At 40.5% G+C, this 18,776-nt stretch carries 21 protein-coding genes; 16 read left to right on the top strand and 5 right to left on the bottom strand.

Features of this window, described 5'->3' with window-relative positions:
- The first annotated feature begins 8 nt into the window (after positions 1-8).
- The 3 genes from ABJV04_RS02560 to ABJV04_RS02550 are packed head-to-tail and all read left to right on the top strand — an operon-like array spanning position 9 to position 7,808.
- Positions 9-1,424, top strand: a complete 1,416-nt coding sequence (locus ABJV04_RS02560; protein WP_348489586.1) for a hypothetical protein — start codon at positions 9-11, stop codon at positions 1,422-1,424.
- Positions 1,421-5,818: a hypothetical protein gene (locus ABJV04_RS02555; protein ID WP_348489585.1), complete on the top strand. Its 4,398-nt coding sequence runs from the start codon at positions 1,421-1,423 to the stop codon at positions 5,816-5,818. Before ABJV04_RS02560 ends, ABJV04_RS02555 begins: the two co-directional genes overlap by 4 nt.
- A 19-nt stretch (positions 5,819-5,837) precedes the next feature.
- Entirely contained in the window at positions 5,838-7,808 is a 1,971-nt protein-coding gene (locus ABJV04_RS02550) for a DUF4157 domain-containing protein (protein WP_348489583.1), read from the top strand.
- A gap of 54 nt (positions 7,809-7,862) precedes the next feature.
- Here ABJV04_RS02550 and ABJV04_RS02545 read toward each other — a convergent pair whose 3' ends face one another.
- Both ABJV04_RS02545 and ABJV04_RS02540 read right to left on the bottom strand, forming a co-directional pair.
- The gene (locus ABJV04_RS02545) at positions 7,863-8,780 is read right to left on the bottom strand and encodes a cation diffusion facilitator family transporter (protein WP_348489582.1); all 918 of its coding nucleotides are present in this window, start codon (positions 8,778-8,780) and stop codon (positions 7,863-7,865) included.
- A 16-nt stretch (positions 8,781-8,796) separates the two neighbouring features.
- Positions 8,797-9,177 carry a DUF3703 domain-containing protein gene (locus tag ABJV04_RS02540; RefSeq protein WP_348489580.1) on the bottom strand — a complete coding sequence of 127 codons (381 nt, stop codon included), beginning with the start codon at positions 9,175-9,177 and terminating at the stop codon, positions 8,797-8,799.
- Positions 9,178-9,260: 83 nt separating this feature from the next.
- Between ABJV04_RS02540 and cadR the strand changes: the two genes are divergently transcribed.
- The gene (gene cadR, locus ABJV04_RS02535) at positions 9,261-9,650 is read left to right on the top strand and encodes a Cd(II)/Pb(II)-responsive transcriptional regulator (RefSeq protein ID WP_348489579.1); all 390 of its coding nucleotides are present in this window, start codon (positions 9,261-9,263) and stop codon (positions 9,648-9,650) included.
- A gap of 61 nt (positions 9,651-9,711) precedes the next feature.
- Positions 9,712-10,050, top strand: coding sequence for a P-II family nitrogen regulator (locus ABJV04_RS02530; protein ID WP_348489577.1), 339 nt, complete (start codon positions 9,712-9,714; stop codon positions 10,048-10,050).
- A gap of 162 nt (positions 10,051-10,212) precedes the next feature.
- On the opposite strand, the gene ABJV04_RS02525 is transcribed toward ABJV04_RS02530, so the two are convergent.
- A complete protein-coding gene (locus ABJV04_RS02525; protein ID WP_348489575.1) occupies positions 10,213-10,722 on the bottom strand; it encodes a lactoylglutathione lyase family protein in 510 nt (169 codons plus the stop codon).
- Positions 10,723-10,838: 116 nt separating this feature from the next.
- Here ABJV04_RS02525 and ABJV04_RS02520 point away from each other — a divergent pair, with 116 nt between their 5' ends.
- From ABJV04_RS02520 to ABJV04_RS02475, 10 genes are all read left to right on the top strand, one after another.
- Complete coding sequence (locus ABJV04_RS02520; RefSeq protein ID WP_348489574.1) at positions 10,839-11,729, top strand: LysR family transcriptional regulator; 891 nt, start codon at positions 10,839-10,841, stop codon at positions 11,727-11,729.
- A gap of 448 nt (positions 11,730-12,177) precedes the next feature.
- Positions 12,178-12,525: a rhodanese-like domain-containing protein gene (locus ABJV04_RS02515; RefSeq protein WP_348489572.1), complete on the top strand. Its 348-nt coding sequence runs from the start codon at positions 12,178-12,180 to the stop codon at positions 12,523-12,525.
- A gap of 557 nt (positions 12,526-13,082) precedes the next feature.
- On the top strand, positions 13,083-13,643 hold the full coding sequence (locus tag ABJV04_RS02510; RefSeq protein ID WP_348489571.1) for a hypothetical protein: 561 nt from the start codon (positions 13,083-13,085) through the stop codon (positions 13,641-13,643).
- 149 nt (positions 13,644-13,792) lie between these two features.
- Positions 13,793-14,104, top strand: coding sequence for a transposase (locus ABJV04_RS02505; protein ID WP_348489569.1), 312 nt, complete (start codon positions 13,793-13,795; stop codon positions 14,102-14,104).
- On the top strand, positions 14,032-14,958 hold the full coding sequence (locus ABJV04_RS02500; RefSeq protein ID WP_348489691.1) for an IS3 family transposase: 927 nt from the start codon (positions 14,032-14,034) through the stop codon (positions 14,956-14,958). Before ABJV04_RS02505 ends, ABJV04_RS02500 begins: the two co-directional genes overlap by 73 nt.
- Positions 14,959-14,995: 37 nt before the next feature.
- Positions 14,996-15,307: a hypothetical protein gene (locus ABJV04_RS02495; RefSeq protein ID WP_348489568.1), complete on the top strand. Its 312-nt coding sequence runs from the start codon at positions 14,996-14,998 to the stop codon at positions 15,305-15,307.
- Between the two features lie 130 nt (positions 15,308-15,437).
- Positions 15,438-16,094 carry a DUF2306 domain-containing protein gene (locus tag ABJV04_RS02490; protein WP_348489566.1) on the top strand — a complete coding sequence of 219 codons (657 nt, stop codon included), beginning with the start codon at positions 15,438-15,440 and terminating at the stop codon, positions 16,092-16,094.
- Between the two features lie 118 nt (positions 16,095-16,212).
- Positions 16,213-16,470, top strand: a complete 258-nt coding sequence (locus tag ABJV04_RS02485) for a hypothetical protein (protein WP_348489564.1) — start codon at positions 16,213-16,215, stop codon at positions 16,468-16,470.
- 127 nt (positions 16,471-16,597) lie between these two features.
- Positions 16,598-16,963: a hypothetical protein gene (locus tag ABJV04_RS02480; RefSeq protein ID WP_348364488.1), complete on the top strand. Its 366-nt coding sequence runs from the start codon at positions 16,598-16,600 to the stop codon at positions 16,961-16,963.
- Positions 16,964-17,050: 87 nt separating this feature from the next.
- Positions 17,051-17,332 (top strand): hypothetical protein, encoded by a 282-nt coding sequence (locus ABJV04_RS02475; protein ID WP_348489562.1) that lies wholly within the window; start codon positions 17,051-17,053, stop codon positions 17,330-17,332.
- 95 nt (positions 17,333-17,427) lie between these two features.
- Here ABJV04_RS02475 and ABJV04_RS02470 read toward each other — a convergent pair whose 3' ends face one another.
- Both ABJV04_RS02470 and ABJV04_RS02465 read right to left on the bottom strand, forming a co-directional pair.
- Positions 17,428-17,745: a CcdB family protein gene (locus ABJV04_RS02470; RefSeq protein WP_348489560.1), complete on the bottom strand. Its 318-nt coding sequence runs from the start codon at positions 17,743-17,745 to the stop codon at positions 17,428-17,430.
- Positions 17,745-17,990 (bottom strand): type II toxin-antitoxin system CcdA family antitoxin, encoded by a 246-nt coding sequence (locus ABJV04_RS02465; protein ID WP_348489558.1) that lies wholly within the window; start codon positions 17,988-17,990, stop codon positions 17,745-17,747. Before ABJV04_RS02465 ends, ABJV04_RS02470 begins: the two co-directional genes overlap by 1 nt.
- Before the next feature lie 170 nt (positions 17,991-18,160).
- Between ABJV04_RS02465 and ABJV04_RS02460 the strand changes: the two genes are divergently transcribed.
- Complete coding sequence (locus ABJV04_RS02460) at positions 18,161-18,523, top strand: hypothetical protein (RefSeq protein ID WP_348489557.1); 363 nt, start codon at positions 18,161-18,163, stop codon at positions 18,521-18,523.
- Positions 18,524-18,776: the final 253 nt, after the last annotated feature.

Genomic DNA, 18,776 nt, shown 5'->3' with positions numbered 1-18,776 from the left:
GAAATATTGTGAGCGCAGAAGCATTAGTGAATCAAACGTCAGGCACTGCTGGCTTATCTAACCAAATGCTGCCAGTGGATCCATTTCGATCTCTGTATGTGCATTTTGGCATGCTCCTAGGGGTCGACGATTTTCAAACGTTAGATGCCTACCATCGAGGAAAAATGTGGTATCACAACGCTTGGTTACACGGGCAGGGCGTGGTTTGGGGCCTTGATGTGAGTTTGCCGCAAATGGAAAGTGAAGAAACTGAGCAGGTGATTTTTCTCGGTGAAGTGAAAGTCACACCTGGATTAGCCATGGATGCAGTTGGCCGAGAGTTACTGTTAGAGCAAGCGGCTTGTTTAAATCTAGCCGCTTGGTATGAAGCAAATCAAGATGACGTAGTACTGCAACAAGTTATCACCCATGATGAAGAAACTGGTGACGTGATATTCGACGCTCATGTGACTTTGGAGTTTCATAGTTGTTTAGCTCGACAAGTACCTGCACTGAGTGAAAGTTGTGACGCCAGTAGTACATCAACGGCGTATTCTCGCGTGGTTGAAACCGTTAAAGTGTATTTGACGGCTGGCGAATATCAAGAGCCACAGGTGAGCCAATATCATCGTTTAAATTTGTTATTTGGTTTGGTTGAAGCCAGAGAAGATGACGACGGCAAAGTACTAGATAGTGACGCCGACGTATTGCACGCGAAAGCGCAAATACTGGCCGCAGATGACAGCAAAAAAGCGTCACTATGCCATAAATGGTTTACCCAATTCGCGGTGTTAGATGGAATGGATATCACGCCACAAGGCAGCTTAGATAACAGCCAATTTGGCAGTTTTCCACAACAACCGCCTTGCAAGGTACTGTTAGCCAACTTACACGGTATTAGATTACATAAACAGCAACAAAGTTGGCAACTTGTTGATGGCACAGTGGACCCCTTTGTGCGGCCGTACCTTTTGCCTACCTCCACCATTCAATCGTTATTGAGTGGCGGCTGTTATTCACCGCAAGACTTAGAAGCTAACCTTCCTGATGTACCCGAAAATGATGCCGGGGGGCCACGTATTGATGCACAAAGTGTGGCGATGCAAGGCACTGAACTTATCAATATGAAAGTGCTAGGGACACCGTTAATGAAAGCCAGTGTGGACGCCAAAGGAATCAGTGTGACCGCTTTTGATAGTCGAGATGGCTGGGTGAATTGTGTAATCAAAAAGGTAAATTACAACAGCGCAGAGAATCGTCTACAGATTGAGTTGCGAGATGCCCCTGCGGGTGTGTTAGTCAGGTTAATTGTAAAAGGCACAGGGGAAACACCTATTTTAGGTCGCAACCGTATTCCTTTGGCTGGTGGTATGGACAGCCCAGCGGGTTCAGCTTTTCAGGGCAATGATTTTATCTACATGTTTAAAACAAGGAGTGGATCATGAGCAGTCTTAAAACTTCCAATGTGACTACTAAAATATCGAGTAATTCCACTAGTCAAGGTAACACCAGCGGACATACCGTTATTGATAGTGCCAGTTCACTCACTCGCTTAAATTATTTTGATGGTAAGTTTTTACGAGCGCCTGATCTGCAACTTGAGCAAGGGGCATTGTTGAATCAAATTCGATTATCTAACCAAGCCTCTGGTGGTGGAATCGTCAATGGTTTTGATTGCAGTCTAACCTCTGGTCAGACAATAGCAATTAGTGCTGGGCTTGGTTACGACTGGCAAGGTCGAGCCTTGGTTTTAGGGCAAAATATCGAAGTGAAGCTGAGCCAATTATTAGCCGAACAAAACAGTACATTCGTGGCAAAAACATCCTTGGAAATAGAAAAAGCCTCAGAGCTGAAAGACAGTCAATTTAAAACCTGTGAATTACGTACCTCGGACACAGGCTCTAACAATGTACTGGCTAATCAAGAGTTGTATTTGCTTGTTGTATATCATTTGGAAGCCTACTGTGGTGAAGAAGACGTCTACGGTAAATTATGCTCAGAAGCGTGCATCAGCAGTACACAACGAACTCACATCGTTGAAGGATTAAGTATACGTGCAGTGCCAATGACCTTAACTGAGGCGTTGAAAGATTCCAGCCAAGTGACCTTAACCCAAAAACATCTTCGTTCACGGACGGTGAGTGCCTATTTTGAGCAAGAAAAAAATGCAATTTCATCGCTAATAAGCCAACAGGGGTTAAACGCTGCAACCTGGTGTTTAGGAGCAGAAGCACTGACAGGCGAGGGGATCGCCATTGGTATGTTATCTAAAATTGGCGAAACAGTGGTGTTCTTAGATGCGTGGGGGGCGCGTCGCGAACGTATTGTTCCTCCCCCTCAGCAATATTGGGCTGCACGGATGGGACTGCGAAATTGGCAAATTTATTTGGCACAAATTTTACAGTTTCAATGTCAATTGCGAGATTGTTTAGGCAGTTTTGATCCACAAAATCCGCCAGTTACCAATGATCCTTGCGCTGAAGAAAAAACCTTGATCAAAAGTGCAGCAGCCGACATGCAGCAGTTATTGACCTATTACACCAATGTGTCTGCAAAGCTCACTCAGATTGAGAGACTGCCAGGAGCGGGTGAAATGGAAGTGGCCGGTGAAATGCCAGTTGCCAGTGACGTGCAAATAGCGACTGAAATGCAGTTTGCCAGTAGAGAGTCACAAGCCAGTATCATTCCAAAAGCCAGTATTGCCTCTGAGAGAGATGACGTATCTCAATTCAATATGGCTGCCATAGATGTGCAAGGGTTGCAGGCCAGCATCGATAGATTGCAAGCCGTTGGAAGCAGTTCAGTGAGCCAACAATTGTTGATCGATTGCGGCATAGTCGAATTACCCAGTGCAGGGTATTTACCCGTGGTAGCAGATTCTTCCTTATCGATTAATCAACAAGTGCGTCAATTAATGGGTAAAGGCGTTGATTTGCGCTTTTGTGCCGTGCGCGCTGACTTTGTTCATCATGCACTAGAAGAAGCACAACATATGCAACGCATCTGTTTGTTATCCGGTTTGGATAACCCCGAGAATTTACAAGAGGTGGATATATTGGTTCCTGAAGGGCAAATTAACCGCTCTGAACCCGTACAAGTTCAACCTGCTTTTCAAGGGCATATTGATTCATCTGACACTATCCTTGGCATGATGCTGCATTTAGTCGCAGACGCCTTTAAAGACTCATTAGATAAAAATAGCATTCGTGACGAAATGGTTATGCGTTCTGCATCATTGAGTGCAAGTGTGAGGGAGGTTGATTTTTCTACTGGAAGCCTAGACTTTGGTAAAGATATGACCGGCGCAGCTAGAGCCGAAAATCAAGACGGCAAATTGGGATTTTATTTAGCAACTGAAAACTCTGCGTCTACCCAAGTCGACGGTCAAAAAATAAATACAGACATTAATTTATGGGGACAGATGCAATCCGACGAAAATGTCTTCGAACTAAACCCAGGTGCAAGATCACAAGTGTCGGCCCGTTTTATTTTGGAAATGAGTTTAGTGTATTCCGGCAATGATCGGGATATTACCCTTGATACTATTGTTGAGTTGAATATTACTGGGCAGGTGATTATTGAAAATGTGGCTCAGCGCGACCAAACCAGACGGTTAACCGGACGTTTTGTGGGCGACAGTATTTTGCAGTACACCACTACCCTTAACGGCGTCCCTAAAAATCAGGTATCAAGCGCTAGTCTCAACGACGACATTGTTCTTAGTCGAGAAGTGACCGATAAAGGCGCAAATATTGCGATTCATATTCCCAGTCCGTCACTATTTGGAAACTCGGAATTAGTTGAAATGACATATACGCAAACGTGGAATGAGGTTGGCGAATGTGAAGTAGAAGGGCTGCTCAGTACCCTTGTTGAGGGAGAACCTAACCAAGTTAACTTTTTGTCGGCAAGGTTTGTACCGGATGACAAGGTGCTCACCCCAGGTAACCCTTTTTATAACCAGTCTTTAGTGGCACTAAATCAAATAGCAGGTGCTCTTGATAATCCAGGGTTTGTGGAAAGCGCTAGTCATCTTTTATTTCCGCCGCCGGTTAAGTTACCCAATGAATTGTTTGTTAAAGGGCAATACCCTTGGGTTTTATTTCATCGAAGACGAACTAAAGTCTGTGAGGGTGACTCGGTTCCAGAGGTAGTGCAGGAAACTAGACAATATCAAATCTACCTAGTCGAAGTCCCAGAAGATGCCAATACCGAAAAGTTACTCGCGGCAATAGATAGCGCCTTTGAAACAACGGTAAGCCAAGCCTCGTCTGTGGTTGAAGTCAACTTTTCTGCTAGCTCTGCGGTGATCAATAGTGCTCACAAAACACTGCAAGAAGCGTGGAAACCGCTGTTGACTAGTCAATCGCAAACCATAGTTGCCGCTATTGCAAGTACAGGTGATGCAGTTAACGAAGGTAATGCGATTGCTATTTCTCGGGTTAACAGTACTAACGCCGTGCTTGATGACGTGAGCAACTTTGTGACTAATATGCCGATAGTTGTGAAGCAAACATTACCTGCGACTCTGCAAGGCTCGCAGCGTGATGGTGCTATTGTGTATTTTGTAAAACAAGCTCAGCAACAAGTAGAAACTGATTGCCACCAGGTTTATCACGTTGTTACGTCCAATCCCGAAAGTGTTTTAGATAGAATTAACGGTGTTGTTGCTAAGTATCAACCAGGTTCAAATATCACCTTAGATACAGTATTTGATTTTGATAATGCGAGAGCTTTGGGGGTGAACCCTCAGTTTAAAAAAGGTACGGGTGAATTCGCGTCACAACAGCAACAGACTAATTTAAAAGCCGTTTGGCAGGAAGCAGGAAATTACGTTATAACCCATGCAGGAGCTATGCATCCTCAAGAGGATGCTAATAATGCACAGATTACCCGTGAGCAAACCAATAGTATTGTTAATACTTTAGGCATCGCCAGCGACAATCCTGATGACAATATGGACACCTTACTTATACCTCAGGGGATGTTTGGCGAATGTCGAAAAGCCTCAGTTTTAGTCAGTGCTACACAGTGTCATCAAGTGTATCTAGTCACACCTTCGTTCTTTGATATAGAAATCATTCCTGGTCAACAAGTGAATGAAGCACAAAGGGCTGCATTAGATGTCATTCTTATTGATTTTGATAGTGGGCTAGGTGGTAACCAAGTGACATACTATGATCTTAATTCGTTGCAATTTTATTGGGATACCTCGGAGTTTGAGGCAAGTTCTCAACAATTATTTAGTAACAACTGGCAGTCATATTTAAGCTCAAACATCGCTTTGCAGGACCTCATTAGTGATGCCAGCAAAGCTTCATATTTTTCCAGCATTAAACCTAGTGTGGATGAAAATGGAGATATACAACATAAACCGAATGAGGAAAACGCGAAACGGCAAAATGAAGTTATCGCTGAATTGCTTAACATCAGTAATGATTCAAATCACTTTACACAGGCCAGTGAAAGGGACTCATTTCCAAGCAATTGCCCAGTGATCACCTTCGTTTTCCTCACACCGAGCAAGATTATTAATGAAGTGCCGGGAAATTTGGCTGAAGTAGTGCGATTTGATGAAAATAACGAGGTGATCCGTGATGCAGAGTTTGAAAAGGAAATAAAAAGTTTACAGGATGCTTCTACGCAAATTAAAAGTATTGAACTAATCAGCGTGGATGAGTCTGATACATCGGTTAAAACCGCCGATGTTCAAGCTCGGGCGTTGAAAAAAGTGCTGCAAGACGCTGGATTAGCAACACGTATGGCTAAAGTTAATGCGCGAATTCCAACCCCAGTAGAAAAGAATATCAACAAAAAGGTGTTCTTAGGGCTTAACTAGTTACAAATAGGTGAAAGCGATGTTGAAAGCTCAAGCGAGTGTTGTCAATCAGCCTGAAACTCCAGCGAGAAGAGGGGTAAAAAAGCCTGCTGAGGCTTTTCATGCTGCTAATTCGACTAAACATACACCGGCGAAGCAAGATTCTACTGTTCGTGCAGGGGCAACCCCAATTAATCCCTTATGGGGAAGGTTGGTGAACTCTCCTTTACCAAGCAGCTCGATACAGCGCAAATGCGAACAGTGCGAGCTGGAACAAGAAACGTCTTTAGCTTTGCAGCCAAAGTTAACCGTTGGGCCGGCCAATGATGCCTATGAACAAGAAGCAGATACTATTGCCAATCAAGTAATGAGTGGCAATAGTAGTAAGGTTGGTAGCATATCCAGTCTTCGTTCTCCACAAGCCTCGGCGAAGCCAGAAAGTTCAACTTCAAATACAGCTCAGAATGCTAACCAGCAAACTAAGCCGTTAGGTGCTTACATCAATAGCTTAAATGGCAAAGGGACCGGCTTATCTAAAACTGAGAATCAATTTTTTTCATCGCGATTTAATCGTTCTTTTGACGATGTGCGTTTACATACCAATGGTGAAGCTAATCAAGCGGCAAAAGGCATAGGTGCCAAGGCTTTCACACACGCTAATCATATTGTCTTTAATCAAGGTGAGTACCAGAAAAATCAAACAAGTAGCATGGGTTTATTGGCCCATGAATTGACCCATGTAATACAACAAAGTAAAGGGGGAAACAGTGAATACAGCCATTCTGTGCAACGTAAACCCAATGAACAAACCTCGCCGCTAGTTGTATTGAGCAACCCACGCTTTGCCAATGATCCGCAACTCACTAAAATTGCTAATGGCCAGATTGGGGCATTAAGTAGCAAACAAAACGGTACCGATGGTGCAGTATCTAAGGTACAAAGAGCGCTAGATGATATGGGGTTCGATCTACCTTTACATCGCGTAGATGGTTTCTATGGAGATGAAACTCGATTAGCCATCAGCCAATTCCGTTCGAGATATTTAAGTGATGATTTGGATAAGTGCGATAAAGATGCAATTGTTCTTTTAGATCAGATAGCGCCAGCTGTTGATCAGCGTCAAGAGCATGTGTTTGATTACAGCAGATTGTTAGCCGACAACCGCTTAGACGTAACAGTTGCCTTTGGTCACGCAGGTTTTAATACCTCCTTTGTCGATGCTGATAATAAGCGCAAAGATACCGGAGAAGATAGTGGTACGGCCTCTGCTCGTGTATTTCGTGAGTGGCTTACAAAGAGAGGATTTGCTTTGGCTATGTCAGGAATGAATTCCGATGAGTTTTGGGCACTTCGCACGCCCATTAGCTTCCCTAAAAGTGACGGCAGTATAGAAACAAGAGATATTCGTGTTTGGGTACACCTAATTGAACCCGGGGTAGGAGCGGCTAGTGCGTTTGGTGCTGGACTTTCGTCATCGGAAATTACCCTTTATAACGGTCATGCTCGATACGGTAGCGGTCCAGATTTTGATGAAAAAGCATCTCCCTTAGAAAATTTCAGAATTGGAATTGATGCGGCTATGGCTGCTGCAGGAAGAGGCACTCGCTATCAAGCAGCCAAAAAACATGGTGTTAAAATGGATGCCGAACATGATTTAAAAGAGATGGTAGCAAGCGATCAGTTTGATCCTGATAAATATCGTGTTTTGTTTTTCCAGGCGTGTACTTCAATGGCTTATTTAGATGAAGTACGCAGCGAAATCGGAAATACTGAAAATACAGATGTGATTGGTTCTCGAGTACCCACGTATTTTACCACTGATGCCCCTAAGGTTAATCCCCATGAGATTATCGATATGCTTTCCGGTATTCTAGATGGGAAAACCGTAGAAAATATCGTCGATGCCATAGAGAAACGCCAGGAAGTATTTTATTCAAATACCAAAGGAGGCATTCCAGCAAAAGGAATTTATTCTACCTCTGGTATTGGAGATAATGAAATTGTCCCCTAGAACGTAACTCGGCTCTTGGAATTTAGACAAGGGTTGTTGATAATTGGCTCAATGCTAGGTTTTACTATCACGACAGGTTTCGTCTGAAAATTCAAACTCAATGGTGGTATGAGCAAGATTGAGCGGGGCCAATTGTGTATTTAGGTCTGCTTTTATTTCTTTCATCAATGGAATAGCAATTTGTTCATTTAACACCAAATGAGCGGTCATTACATGTTGCTCGCCATCCAATGACCAAATGTGTAGATGGTGAACATCGTCCACGCTATCAGGAGATAGCAGAATGTCTTTTACTTGCTCCCGAGCTTCGTTGTCTGGTGTCCCTTGTAAAAAAAGCCTTAAGGTGATTTTTAAGTTTTTCACAACATTGAAAAGAATAAATAGGGTAAATGCGATGGATAATATGGGATCCAATATGGGCCAAGGTTTAAACATGAGTACAACAGATACAATCAACACAGCTACCCAACCCAGCACATCCTCTATTAAATGCCAATTCAATACCCGTTCATTTAACGTGTCGCCGTCACTCAATTTATAGGCGGCATAACCGTTGACTAAAATACCAAATATAGCCAAGGCAAACATGCCTTGTGTTTGTGGCATTTCAGGGCTACTTAGTCTAGGGATCGCTTCAAACATAATCCAAACTGAGCCGACAATGAGTATTAAACTGTTGATAAGGGCACCTAATAAAGAAAAACGTTTGAAGCCATAACTGAATGCTTGATTGGCATCTTTTTCGCCTAGTTTATTTAACCACCAAGCGGTTCCAATCGCTAAGCTATCACCTAAATCGTGCACCGCATCTGCCATTATCGCGGTGCTGTTAGTTAACCAGCCTCCAATAAACTCAATGATAGTAAAAGTGACATTTAAAAAGAATGCCCAGCCAATTCTATTGGACGCCGAGTGCTGATGGGCATGAGCATGAGAGTGCGAATGACCGTGGTGATGAGTGTGTTTACCCATGACGAGTTAATACTTCCTATTGTTTTATTTGTTGCTTAATTTTTTGCTCTATTACATCAATTATTTTTTTATTGTGTGCAGAAATCGGCATGGGTTTGAATGGGCTGACATTGGTACCTCCGGTATTTCCTGTTGGTATCCACCCGATCCATGTTTTAGTTAAAGCTCCTACTAGCCGAAAAATTTGACCGCTCATTTCTTTCATATTCCATTGAATATAACCATGTTTTAGCATTAAGTAATGAACTAGACAATGTAAGTAGGTAGATTTTTGAGCAATTACATGGGCGTCTTCCAAATATTGGAATGCTTTTTGTAGATCACCATCCTTTATGGCCTGTTGCGCTAACGCAATTTTGTTTTCAACAAAGGGTTTTGCATATTCAGTGTAGTACATTGCAAGTGACTTCCATATTGATGACTGATGGATACAAGTGTAAAGTCTATATCTACTATAGAGTCAAGTTTTCGATGGTGGAAATGAAAATAGGTTTGCTGGCTAACAAATCGGACTGTTCTGTACAAACTATCCGCTTTTATGAAAAACAAGGTTTGCTTAAACAACCTATGCGCAGCGCAAGCAATTATCGGGAGTATGACGATGGTGCTTTAAAACAGCTAACCTTTATTCGTCAATGTCGTTCGCTAGGTATCTCCATAAATGAAATTAAACAATTGATCGTTTTACGAGAACAACCAGATAAAAGCTGTGAATCAGTTAATCAGATGGTTAAACAGCATATTAAAGAAGTCTCTAAACGTCTTGATGAGTTAACTCATTTGCAAACTGTTTTAACCGATATCGCTGCTTCTTGTTCTGCTGGACATTCTATTGGTGAATGCGGTGTATTAAAAAAACTTGATATATAAATGGGTAGAAATCATATACCATTTTCAAATATGAACCTTTGCTTACGAATTGGGAAACTGAATGAAAAAGATAGAAGCGATTATTAAACCGTTTAAAATTGATGAAGTGAGAGCCGCGTTAACAGATGTCGGTGTCACTGGCCTGACGGTTACAGAGGTTAAGGGGTATGGCAGACAAAAAGGTCATAAAGAGACCTACCGCGGTGCAGAATACAATGTCGATTTTTTACCTAAAGTGAAAATAGAATTGGTAGTAACTGATTCAGAAGTAGAACGCTGCATCGAAGCCATAATGGAAGTTGCTGCAACGGGTAAAATTGGTGATGGTAAGATTTTTGTAACCTCAGTAGCACAAGCCATTCGTATTCGCACTGGCGAAGAGAATGATGAGGCCCTGTAAACCGTATTAAGGCGTTTGGGTGAGTATTCAGTTAACTGAAAAGTCTTGATCACAAAATAGCTCTCAAATGTGGTTATTTTTAAACAAAACGGCAACCAAAATGGTTGCCGTTTTGTTAGTTTATAAGGCGTTATTAAGAGATTAACCCCCCGGCGTTTATACTTAGTTATATGCGCCGCTAGAGTAGATGAGCTCATAACTGTGGCTGTATATTTCTAGGATATTACCAAAAGGGTCTTCCATGTAGATCATGCGGTAGGGTTTTTCTCCAGGGTAATAATAACGAGGCTCTGGCATGCGTTTTTTGCCGCCGGCTGCAACAATTTGTTCTGCCAATCCCTCTACATCTGGATCTTGAACACAAAAGTGAAAAACACCCGTTTTCCAGTATTCAAAATTGTTATCTGGGTTTTGTTGTCCATTAAATTGAAAAATCTCTACTCCCACGCGATCACCCGTCGATAAATGGGCAATTTTGAAGCTCTGCCAGCCTTTACCAAATACATCAGTACACATTTCACCGATAGGGCTTGTGTCTTCTAGTATTTCAGTTGGTTCCATAATCAAATACCAACCTAAAGTTTTGGTATAAAATTCAACAGCTTTTTCAAGATCTGGTACAGAAATTCCAATGTGAGAGAATGAACGAGGATATTGTTTGTTAGGTATCATTTTGATGACTCCATTTTATGACTTGGTCGTCAGGTTTAATATGGAATCTATAGTACAAAGGAAGTTTGATTGTGTTAAATTATCAAATATTATTATTTTGATAACAATAATTTATTATGTTAAATCCTGTTTGGTTAAATACGTTTAAAACCTTAATTGAAAATCGGCACTTTACGCGTACTGCCGAGATCTTACATATGACTCAACCAGGCGTGAGTCAACACATTCAAAAATTAGAAGATGCTTGCGGCTACGATTTAATTAGAAGGCAAAAAAAATCCTTCGATGTAACGCTTCAAGGGGAATTGTTATACAACTATATTTTAACCACACAACAACAAGAATCAGCGTTTTTCGAAACCTTAGGTGCAAACGATAAAACTTCAGGTAAATGCGCGCTATCTTGCTCTGGTTCCTTAGCGACCTTACTTTATTCAGGCTTTATTGAGCTGCAAACTAAATATGAAAATTTAGTAATACACTTAGAAGCGGCACCGAATAATCGGATTTTAGAGCAAATTAGCAATGGCCAAACAGATTTAGGGATTGTTACCCAAAAACCAGACCCGTTACTTTTTTCAAGTGAAATCATAGGTCGCGAAGAGTTGGTGCTGGTTTTTCCGTCGTCTAAATCACTAAACTTAGACAACCTCGCTGCTGAGATTATGCAACTTGGGTTAATTCGCCATCCAGATATTGAGCATTATTTACGTTTGTATCTTGCCCACTGTGAAGAAACGGTTTTGACCAACTTAGATGTACGCAAGATAAAAACCAAAGGTTACGTGAACCAGATACACCAAATTTTGTTGCCGGTTTCCCAGGGTTTGGGCTTTACTGTTTTGCCCCGCAGCACAGTAAATAACTTTGAATTAGCCAAGCAATTGAAAATACTCGACATTGATAGTGTTGTGGCGGAAACCTTATATCTTGTCAAAAAGCGCAACCGCCATATGCCCGCACGGTTTGAGATGATTAAAGCTCACATTAAAAAAGCACTTAATTGATTGTCAGAAGGTTAGGGCTATTTTATCTATTTTGGGTGATTCAAGTGGCCACAATTAAAGCGGCTGCTTAAATAAAGTTTTAACATCGGCTTGTATAAAAAATTCACATTTCTCCTCCTCATTTTGACTAGGATCAATACCAGAACCTTGGAAAGTGCTTTAATCACAATTAGGTATTAATATGTAAGAAGATAAAAGGCATGGCTTTCGAATTAATCAAAAAGGCTTTAGGCTCGTAAGTCAGAAAATGATTGATAAACTCATACGGGATAAAAAGCAGCAAATTTTTATCGGCAAGATGTAAAAGGTTACCCTGAGGCCACGAAAATAATCAAAAATCATCGTGGATTTGATACAGTAAAAGTCATATATCAATATTTTAACTAATCAAATAAGGCTATTCGTTCGCCAATTTAACCAAAGGTGAAAAGCCTTAAAAGGAGAAATAATGCTTAAAACGATTCCAACGTTGTTGCAAGAAGCGCGACAAAATGTTCGAACTATAAGTGCTGAAGAAGCGAATGCTGAAAAACAACAAAATAACGGCATCATTATCGATGTAAGAGAGCCTGCAGAGTTTGAAGCGGGTTCCGCTAGCGGCGCAATAAATGTCCCTAGAGGGCTTTTAGAAGTCAAAATGTTAGAGCTTGAAAAAGATCCCAAGCGTCCAATTTATTTGCATTGCGCGTCCTCACTGCGCGCAGCCCTCGGTGCAGAGCAACTGGCCAGAGTCGGTTATGAAAACGTCAGCGTAATTACTTGTTCCATGGATGAAATTAAAAAACAGTGTTGCTAAGTAGCGTATTCCCCTAATCCCGACAATGCATGAGTAACAATGAGTTAATTCATTATTGAAATATAGAGCCAAACACCATGGCTCTTTTATGCAAAAAGACCATTCGTTGGTAGAAGAATGACCTACCTAAAGTATCTGCAGTCACATTTTTATACCATTAAGTATCTCCAATCTTATAGGTGTGTAATTACCGAGAATTCTCAGTAACACACATTATAAAATTGTCTAAAGTTCTCTGTAGCCTCTATCTTGTATGGTTTCTGGTTCAGTTTTGGGGGTGTAATTACTGTGAAGTCTCAGTAAATCCAGAAAATGAAAGCCAACCACATCTAACATATTGAAAAATATAGGATTGCAAAATTCTTAAGGTTGGGATTACGGAGAATTCTCAGTAACACGCCAAATTTCTGATGGTAAAACACATAATATTTAAAGTAAGCTACTGATATAAGTAAAAGAATTGTGGAGGCCAATAGTGAAACTTGATGCGTGTTACTGTGAGGTCTACATAATAAGATGTTAGGTGTTTCCCAGGTATTTGCACATGGAGTGTTAAAATGGAAAATAAAGATAAACTATTTGGAAGGTATAACGAGCTAGTTTTAATAGTGATTGGCTTCATTCTAACTGGCGTTATAGGAAATCTAATTACTCAAGCGCTTCAATATAGAGATTGGGAGTTCAAAAAAACATCTGATATTAGAGAAAGAGAGTTAAATGTTGCTAGCTCAACTTTCGAAGAAATTAGTAAATTAATGGATCGAAGGCTTTATCTTAGCCGTCAATTACTTTGGGCGCTAGAAGCTAATAGTGAAAATATTGATGATAAACTCAAAGATTATAGAGAAGTATTATATGAGTGGAATTTCTCCTTAAACAGAAACTTTGCTCTGATTGAAAGATACTTTGGCAATGAGTACAGAAGCTTATTTGATTCTAAAATTCACGGTAAGTTAATGCTTCTAAATACACAATTGAGTGAGTATAGAAAAGGTAATATTAGTCAATTGGAGACTGCCTCTAAAATTGCAGACTCGGTCAATGTTGAAATTTTCCATTTCAATATACAAATGTTAGAGAAAATTCAAAATCAAACAGTTGGTGTAAACAACACCTAACAAACTGTTTAAAGTGGACAAAATTCATTTGGCTGGTTTCGCTCCGCTTCACATTTTAGCCAACTAAATTTTGCCCATTAACAGGGCGTTAGCAGCAGAAGTTACCCAAAAGAAGTAGACATCTCTTATAGTTAGATTAGAGGTGATTTATGGAACGTAAAAAGAAAGCTCAACCTTACACCGAGGCCTTTCGTAAAGAAGCGGTTAGACGTGCAGATCTCCCTGGAAATTCAAATAAGTCAGTTGCTGCCGAGTTAGGCATTAGTGCGCAACAAATCTATAATTGGCGTCGGCAATTTAGTCGTTTAACGGATAAACAATTTAGCCGTGTAAGTGGTGTTCAATTTAAGAAAGACGACTCAGAAGAAGTAAAGAAACTCAAACGAGAATTGGCAGACGTAAAAGAAGAAAACGAGTTTCTAAAAAAGGTTTCAGCGTACTTTGCGAAAAACCAAGAGTAAAGTACGCCTTTATCAAACAGTTTGTTGGGTGCTATCGGATCACCATCATGTGTAAAGCATTGAAGGTATCGCGTTCGGGTTACTATCGAGCGCTTCACCGTATTCCCAGTGATAAGCAACGAAGACATCAAGCGCTGCTGCTGAAAGTAGCTGAGCTATTTGCACATTATAAGAAGCGATATGGAGCGCCAAGGCTCACACGTAGCTTACAAAAAGAAAATATAGGTTGTTGTATTAACACTGTAGCCCGAGTCATGAATGAGCTTAGTTTACGGGCAAGAAATGGTAAAGCTTTTCGCTATTCACGCTTTAGTTATGCCAACATTGGCGTCAGTGATAATGTATTGAATCGTAAATTTAAAGCAGATAAGCCCAATCAAAAGTGGGTTACGGACATAACCTATATCCGAATACAAGGGAAGTGGAGTTACTTAGCCACAGTGATGGATTTATACTCTCGTGCAATAGTCGGCTGGTCGATAGATGAAGGAATGTCAGAAAAGCTCGTCACTGACGCATTGAATATGGCAATCGGTGTACGCAACCCAAAGCCTGGGTTAATCATACACTCGGATAGAGGTGTGCAGTATCGAGCCGTAAAATATCAAGGACTAATTGATTCGATAGGCGCAACATCAAGTATGAGTCGAAGGAGCAATTGTTGGGATAATGCGGTAATGGAATCGTTTTTTAGTAGACTTAAAGTTGAGTTAATTTATGGAGAAAAATATCACTCGATAGAGCATCTGAAATCCAGTATCTTTGAGTACATAGAAATATTTTATAATCGCATACGACAACATTCGACATTAGACTATGTCAGTCCAATGGAGTTTGAAGCGCGTCATGCATAATTAGGATGTCCACTTTTAGTGGGTAACACCACAGCCTATGAAGTTAAATATCATTTCACAACATATTGTTGGAACAACAGCCTATTTTATTCTATGTATATTTGGTTCGTTTTTGTTTATCAGTCTTTTAGGGGCCAATGATAGTTTTGTTGTTACTTTAGGCAAAACCCTGTTGTTGGCTTTAGGATATTTAGCATCTGTGGCAGGCCCATTTACATCTTATGTCAAAGGCTTACAAGCAGTAGATGGATCTAAATGGCAAATGTCTTTTGCAATTGTGTATATACTTTACGCTATTATTTTTACAGCAATTGTTAGTGTTGCCGCCTTTTTTATGTTCGGCAGCTAACAAACGTATGTTGCTGACCCAAACTCGCGGCCATTGTTCGTGCCTCACAAAGTGTAGGCCACAAGCTTGTGCAGCAAATTCGGATGTTATGTCCTTAGCAAATTAAATCAACATCGGAGGTTGTAGTACTGTGCTAGTTTTTCTTCATATTTTTGCAGGCAGCATAGCTCTGTTCGCTGGAACCATAAGTTTCTTGGCCAAAAAGGGGGCAAACACGCACAGAAAAGCTGGCAAAGTTTTTGTTATCTCAATGGTGCTTATGACTCTATCTGGTGCTTTGTTGGCATTCATTAATGATGAAATGCTAAACATGGTTGCAGGTCTAGTAACATTCTATTTAGTTTGCACAGCTTTCGTTGCTGCCCGCATAACGACTTTTAAGCCAAACCTGACTAATCTTTCATTTGCATTTTTTGGCCTCTTGGTTGGTGTATATGCCGTTCTAACGGGATTTCATGCATTAAGCCAAGGTATTGCGAAGATTGATGGTAATCCAACTCAGGTCATTATAGTTTTTGGCACCATTTCATTATTGGCTGCTCTTGCGGATACATACCTCCTCAAAAAACAAAAACTAAATAACAAAGCAAGGCTAGTGCGTCACAGTTGGCGCATTGGCGTTGCTATGTTTATCGCAGCAGCTTCCTTTTTCCTTGGTCAATCTCAGGTATTCCCAGAAGCAATCAGGAATTCTTTTCTCCTTGTAACTCCTGTTTTGCTTGTTTTACTATCAACGACTTATTGGGTAGTACGTGTTCGTGTGTGGGGTTTAAAAAGACGGACATAACAAAAAAATTAAGTCACTCACTCCGTTCGCTGGGACGCATACATGCGGGGCGGCTTCGCCATTATGCCCCACATGTCTGCGCCCCTTATTTAAAAGTTAGCTGCCAAAGGATATAAAGATGGAATTTTTAAGCCCTTTTTTACTATTAATTTTGGTTTTGATAGTTGCCGCCTTAGTCGTTCAAAATATTGCCTTTAAAAAAGGTAAATTTGTAGAAGTTGAATACTCATCAAATCAAAGGTTGTCAATTGCAATCTCTGTCGCAGCTCCATTGATTTTTTGGGCTGTGTTCACTACCCAGTATTTTCTCATAGCTTTTGGCATTGCTATAGGAGCGGCTTGCTACCAACGAAAAAAATGGTACAAATTCAAGTAATGTCAGCTAACAAAAAATTAAGTCACTCACTCCGTTCGCTGGGACGCATACACGCAGGGCGGCTTCGCCATTATTCCCTACGTGCCTGCGCCCGTTATTGAAAAGTTATGTTTTGCGAGAGTAGCCATTGAATTTAGGAAGTTGGGATAGCGCTATAATTAGAAGTTTATTTATCTCAAGTATCTTTTTGCCTCTAGTTGTCATTTTTAATTCAGGCGAACTGCAATTTTCAGATACTTTGGGATTGTTTGTTTCTTTTCTACTTTATATCGGCGTTTTTCTCCTAATTTCAATTTTGGGTTGGTTGCTTATTGGTTTTCCTATTCATTGGGTAATCTGTAAATTTACCAACAAAAGCTATTTATTTTATGCCTTATTTCCTAGTGTTTTTATCTGTGCAAGCTTCTACTTTAATGGGCAGTGGATTTTAGGTGTTATCGCTTTAATACAGGCTTTACTATTTCGCCGTTTTGTTTTTAAAATCAAAACATAACAAAAACATCAACTGGAAAACTACTCGCTGTAAAGCGCTCGTATTTTCCAGTTATATTAAGCGTTATATACACAAGGAGTAGAAGCATTGTTCAATAAATTAGTTCCAGTTTCGCTAATAATTTTGTTATCAGCTTGTGGTGCAACTCAACCACCACCGTATCAAAAAGATAGAAAACCCGAAGATAGGGATCAATATAGTGGTACAGAGGGTATGACTCAGTATCAAAAAGATCAAAGTTACCTTGCTAGCAAAGAGCTATCTGATAAATGTACAAAAGCTAAAATTGAATTAGCAATTGCAAAAGCAGATAAAAACTCTAGTGAAATTAAAAAGCAAAATGCATTAATAAGCAGTACGTGCATATAACAAAAAATAAGCTCGCCCGCTGCGCGGGCTGGGACGCAAACACGCGGGGCGCCTTCGCCATTGTGCCCCACGTACCTGCACCACTTATTTAAAAGTTATATGCCAGTGATGGCGAAGTCTATCGCATCTATCAACAACGCTCTTGACGCTTCTAATGTACCAACCGGGTTTTTAAGTACATCTTCGGGTATAGAGGTAAGCTGCTGGGTCATAAATAAGTAAGTGCTGCTATCAAACTCTATTTCAGGCGTTAATTTTTTCATTAACATGCTGGGTTTAGCGTTCACATTTGTCAATGGTACAACTAAGTGAGTGGCCAATTGTTCAATTACCGAATTTTGGATGTCGACTAGATAAGGATAAGCCTCTCTCGTTTTCTTACTTGGATTTTTGTATACATCAAATTGCGGCATTAAAAATCTCTGTACTCATCGCTTAAACTACCGTTCTCGGCTACAAATTCATTGTAGGCCTCTACCGCAGCCTTGTTTTCTCGTTTCCATTTTTCAGCTTCTACAAATTTAAGTTTATTGCTTAATGCTTGCTCTAGGGTTGCAGACAAGTTAACTTTTAAGCTTCTGGCCTTTTCTAACAAATCACTGTTGAGGCTTAAATTTGTTGCCTTTTTAGGTGCGTTTAAATCGTAAAGGTCTGCCATTGCTATGCTCCAACTTAATTTTTAATCAGTATACGCATAGCAATGCGCATTTAAAAGCATGGTGGGCATTTATCAAACAAATTATGTTCATTCGCTGCGCTCATTGGGACGCATACTCGCTGGCTTGGCTCATTCTTCGCAAGTATAGCCAGGAAGCCTGCGCCTCATATGTGAAGCGTTATAGCTACCAAGATTTTGGAGTTAAATTGAAGGTTTTGCTCATATTTCTAATTTTTATTTCTACTGTGACCAATGCAGAGGAAGTCAAAAAAATCGAGGGTGAAAAGATAGGTTACTCTTGTTTTAAAGAACCATCTTGGCCTAATGATAAGAATAAAAGTTACTTATGTGTTTTTGAGTTAAACACGGTTAGTCCATTTTACGATGATGATAAGCGCAATAAAATAGTAAAAAATTTTACTGATTCTTTAAAAAAAGAATGCAAGGTGTCCGAAGGAATCGAAATGGTAGAGGCAAATACAGTTGCGGATCATGGGATGTTTCTTATGGCTTATCATGTAAGGTGCAAGTAGCTCTAACAAGCGCATAAAGTCAGAAGGCTCAATTTGTCAGATTTTATGCAAAGATAAACGACGCAAAAAAGCATCCAATTAATTGACCCGCTTCTAATGCGGGCGTTAGAAGTAGAAGTTACCCAAAAGAAGTAGACATCTCTTATAGTTAGATTAGAGGTGATTTATGGAACGTAAAAAGAAAGCTCAACCTTACACCGAGGCCTTTCGTAAAGAAGCGGTTAGACGTGCAGATCTCCCTGGAAATTCAAAT

This window comes from Aliiglaciecola sp., assembly GCF_039982535.1.
In the GTDB taxonomy this organism is placed as follows: Bacteria; Pseudomonadota; Gammaproteobacteria; order Enterobacterales; family Alteromonadaceae; genus Aliiglaciecola.
The sequence above is the reverse complement of the archived record's forward strand: the minus strand, read 5'-3'. Positions and strand labels throughout refer to the sequence as shown.

Coding starts and splice junctions, on each gene's coding strand:
- ABJV04_RS02555 (WP_348489585.1), top strand. CDS start 1,421: ATGAGCAGTCTTAAAACTTCCAATGTGACTACTAAAATATCGAGTAAT.
- ABJV04_RS02550 (WP_348489583.1), top strand. CDS start 5,838: ATGTTGAAAGCTCAAGCGAGTGTTGTCAATCAGCCTGAAACTCCAGCG.
- ABJV04_RS02545 (WP_348489582.1), bottom strand. CDS start 8,780: ATGGGTAAACACACTCATCACCACGGTCATTCGCACTCTCATGCTCAT.
- ABJV04_RS02540 (WP_348489580.1), bottom strand. CDS start 9,177: ATGTACTACACTGAATATGCAAAACCCTTTGTTGAAAACAAAATTGCG.
- cadR (WP_348489579.1), top strand. CDS start 9,261: ATGAAAATAGGTTTGCTGGCTAACAAATCGGACTGTTCTGTACAAACT.
- ABJV04_RS02530 (WP_348489577.1), top strand. CDS start 9,712: ATGAAAAAGATAGAAGCGATTATTAAACCGTTTAAAATTGATGAAGTG.
- ABJV04_RS02525 (WP_348489575.1), bottom strand. CDS start 10,722: ATGATACCTAACAAACAATATCCTCGTTCATTCTCTCACATTGGAATT.
- ABJV04_RS02520 (WP_348489574.1), top strand. CDS start 10,839: ATGTTAAATCCTGTTTGGTTAAATACGTTTAAAACCTTAATTGAAAAT.
- ABJV04_RS02515 (WP_348489572.1), top strand. CDS start 12,178: ATGCTTAAAACGATTCCAACGTTGTTGCAAGAAGCGCGACAAAATGTT.
- ABJV04_RS02510 (WP_348489571.1), top strand. CDS start 13,083: ATGGAAAATAAAGATAAACTATTTGGAAGGTATAACGAGCTAGTTTTA.
- ABJV04_RS02505 (WP_348489569.1), top strand. CDS start 13,793: ATGGAACGTAAAAAGAAAGCTCAACCTTACACCGAGGCCTTTCGTAAA.
- ABJV04_RS02495 (WP_348489568.1), top strand. CDS start 14,996: ATGAAGTTAAATATCATTTCACAACATATTGTTGGAACAACAGCCTAT.
- ABJV04_RS02485 (WP_348489564.1), top strand. CDS start 16,213: ATGGAATTTTTAAGCCCTTTTTTACTATTAATTTTGGTTTTGATAGTT.
- ABJV04_RS02470 (WP_348489560.1), bottom strand. CDS start 17,745: ATGCCGCAATTTGATGTATACAAAAATCCAAGTAAGAAAACGAGAGAG.
- ABJV04_RS02465 (WP_348489558.1), bottom strand. CDS start 17,990: ATGGCAGACCTTTACGATTTAAACGCACCTAAAAAGGCAACAAATTTA.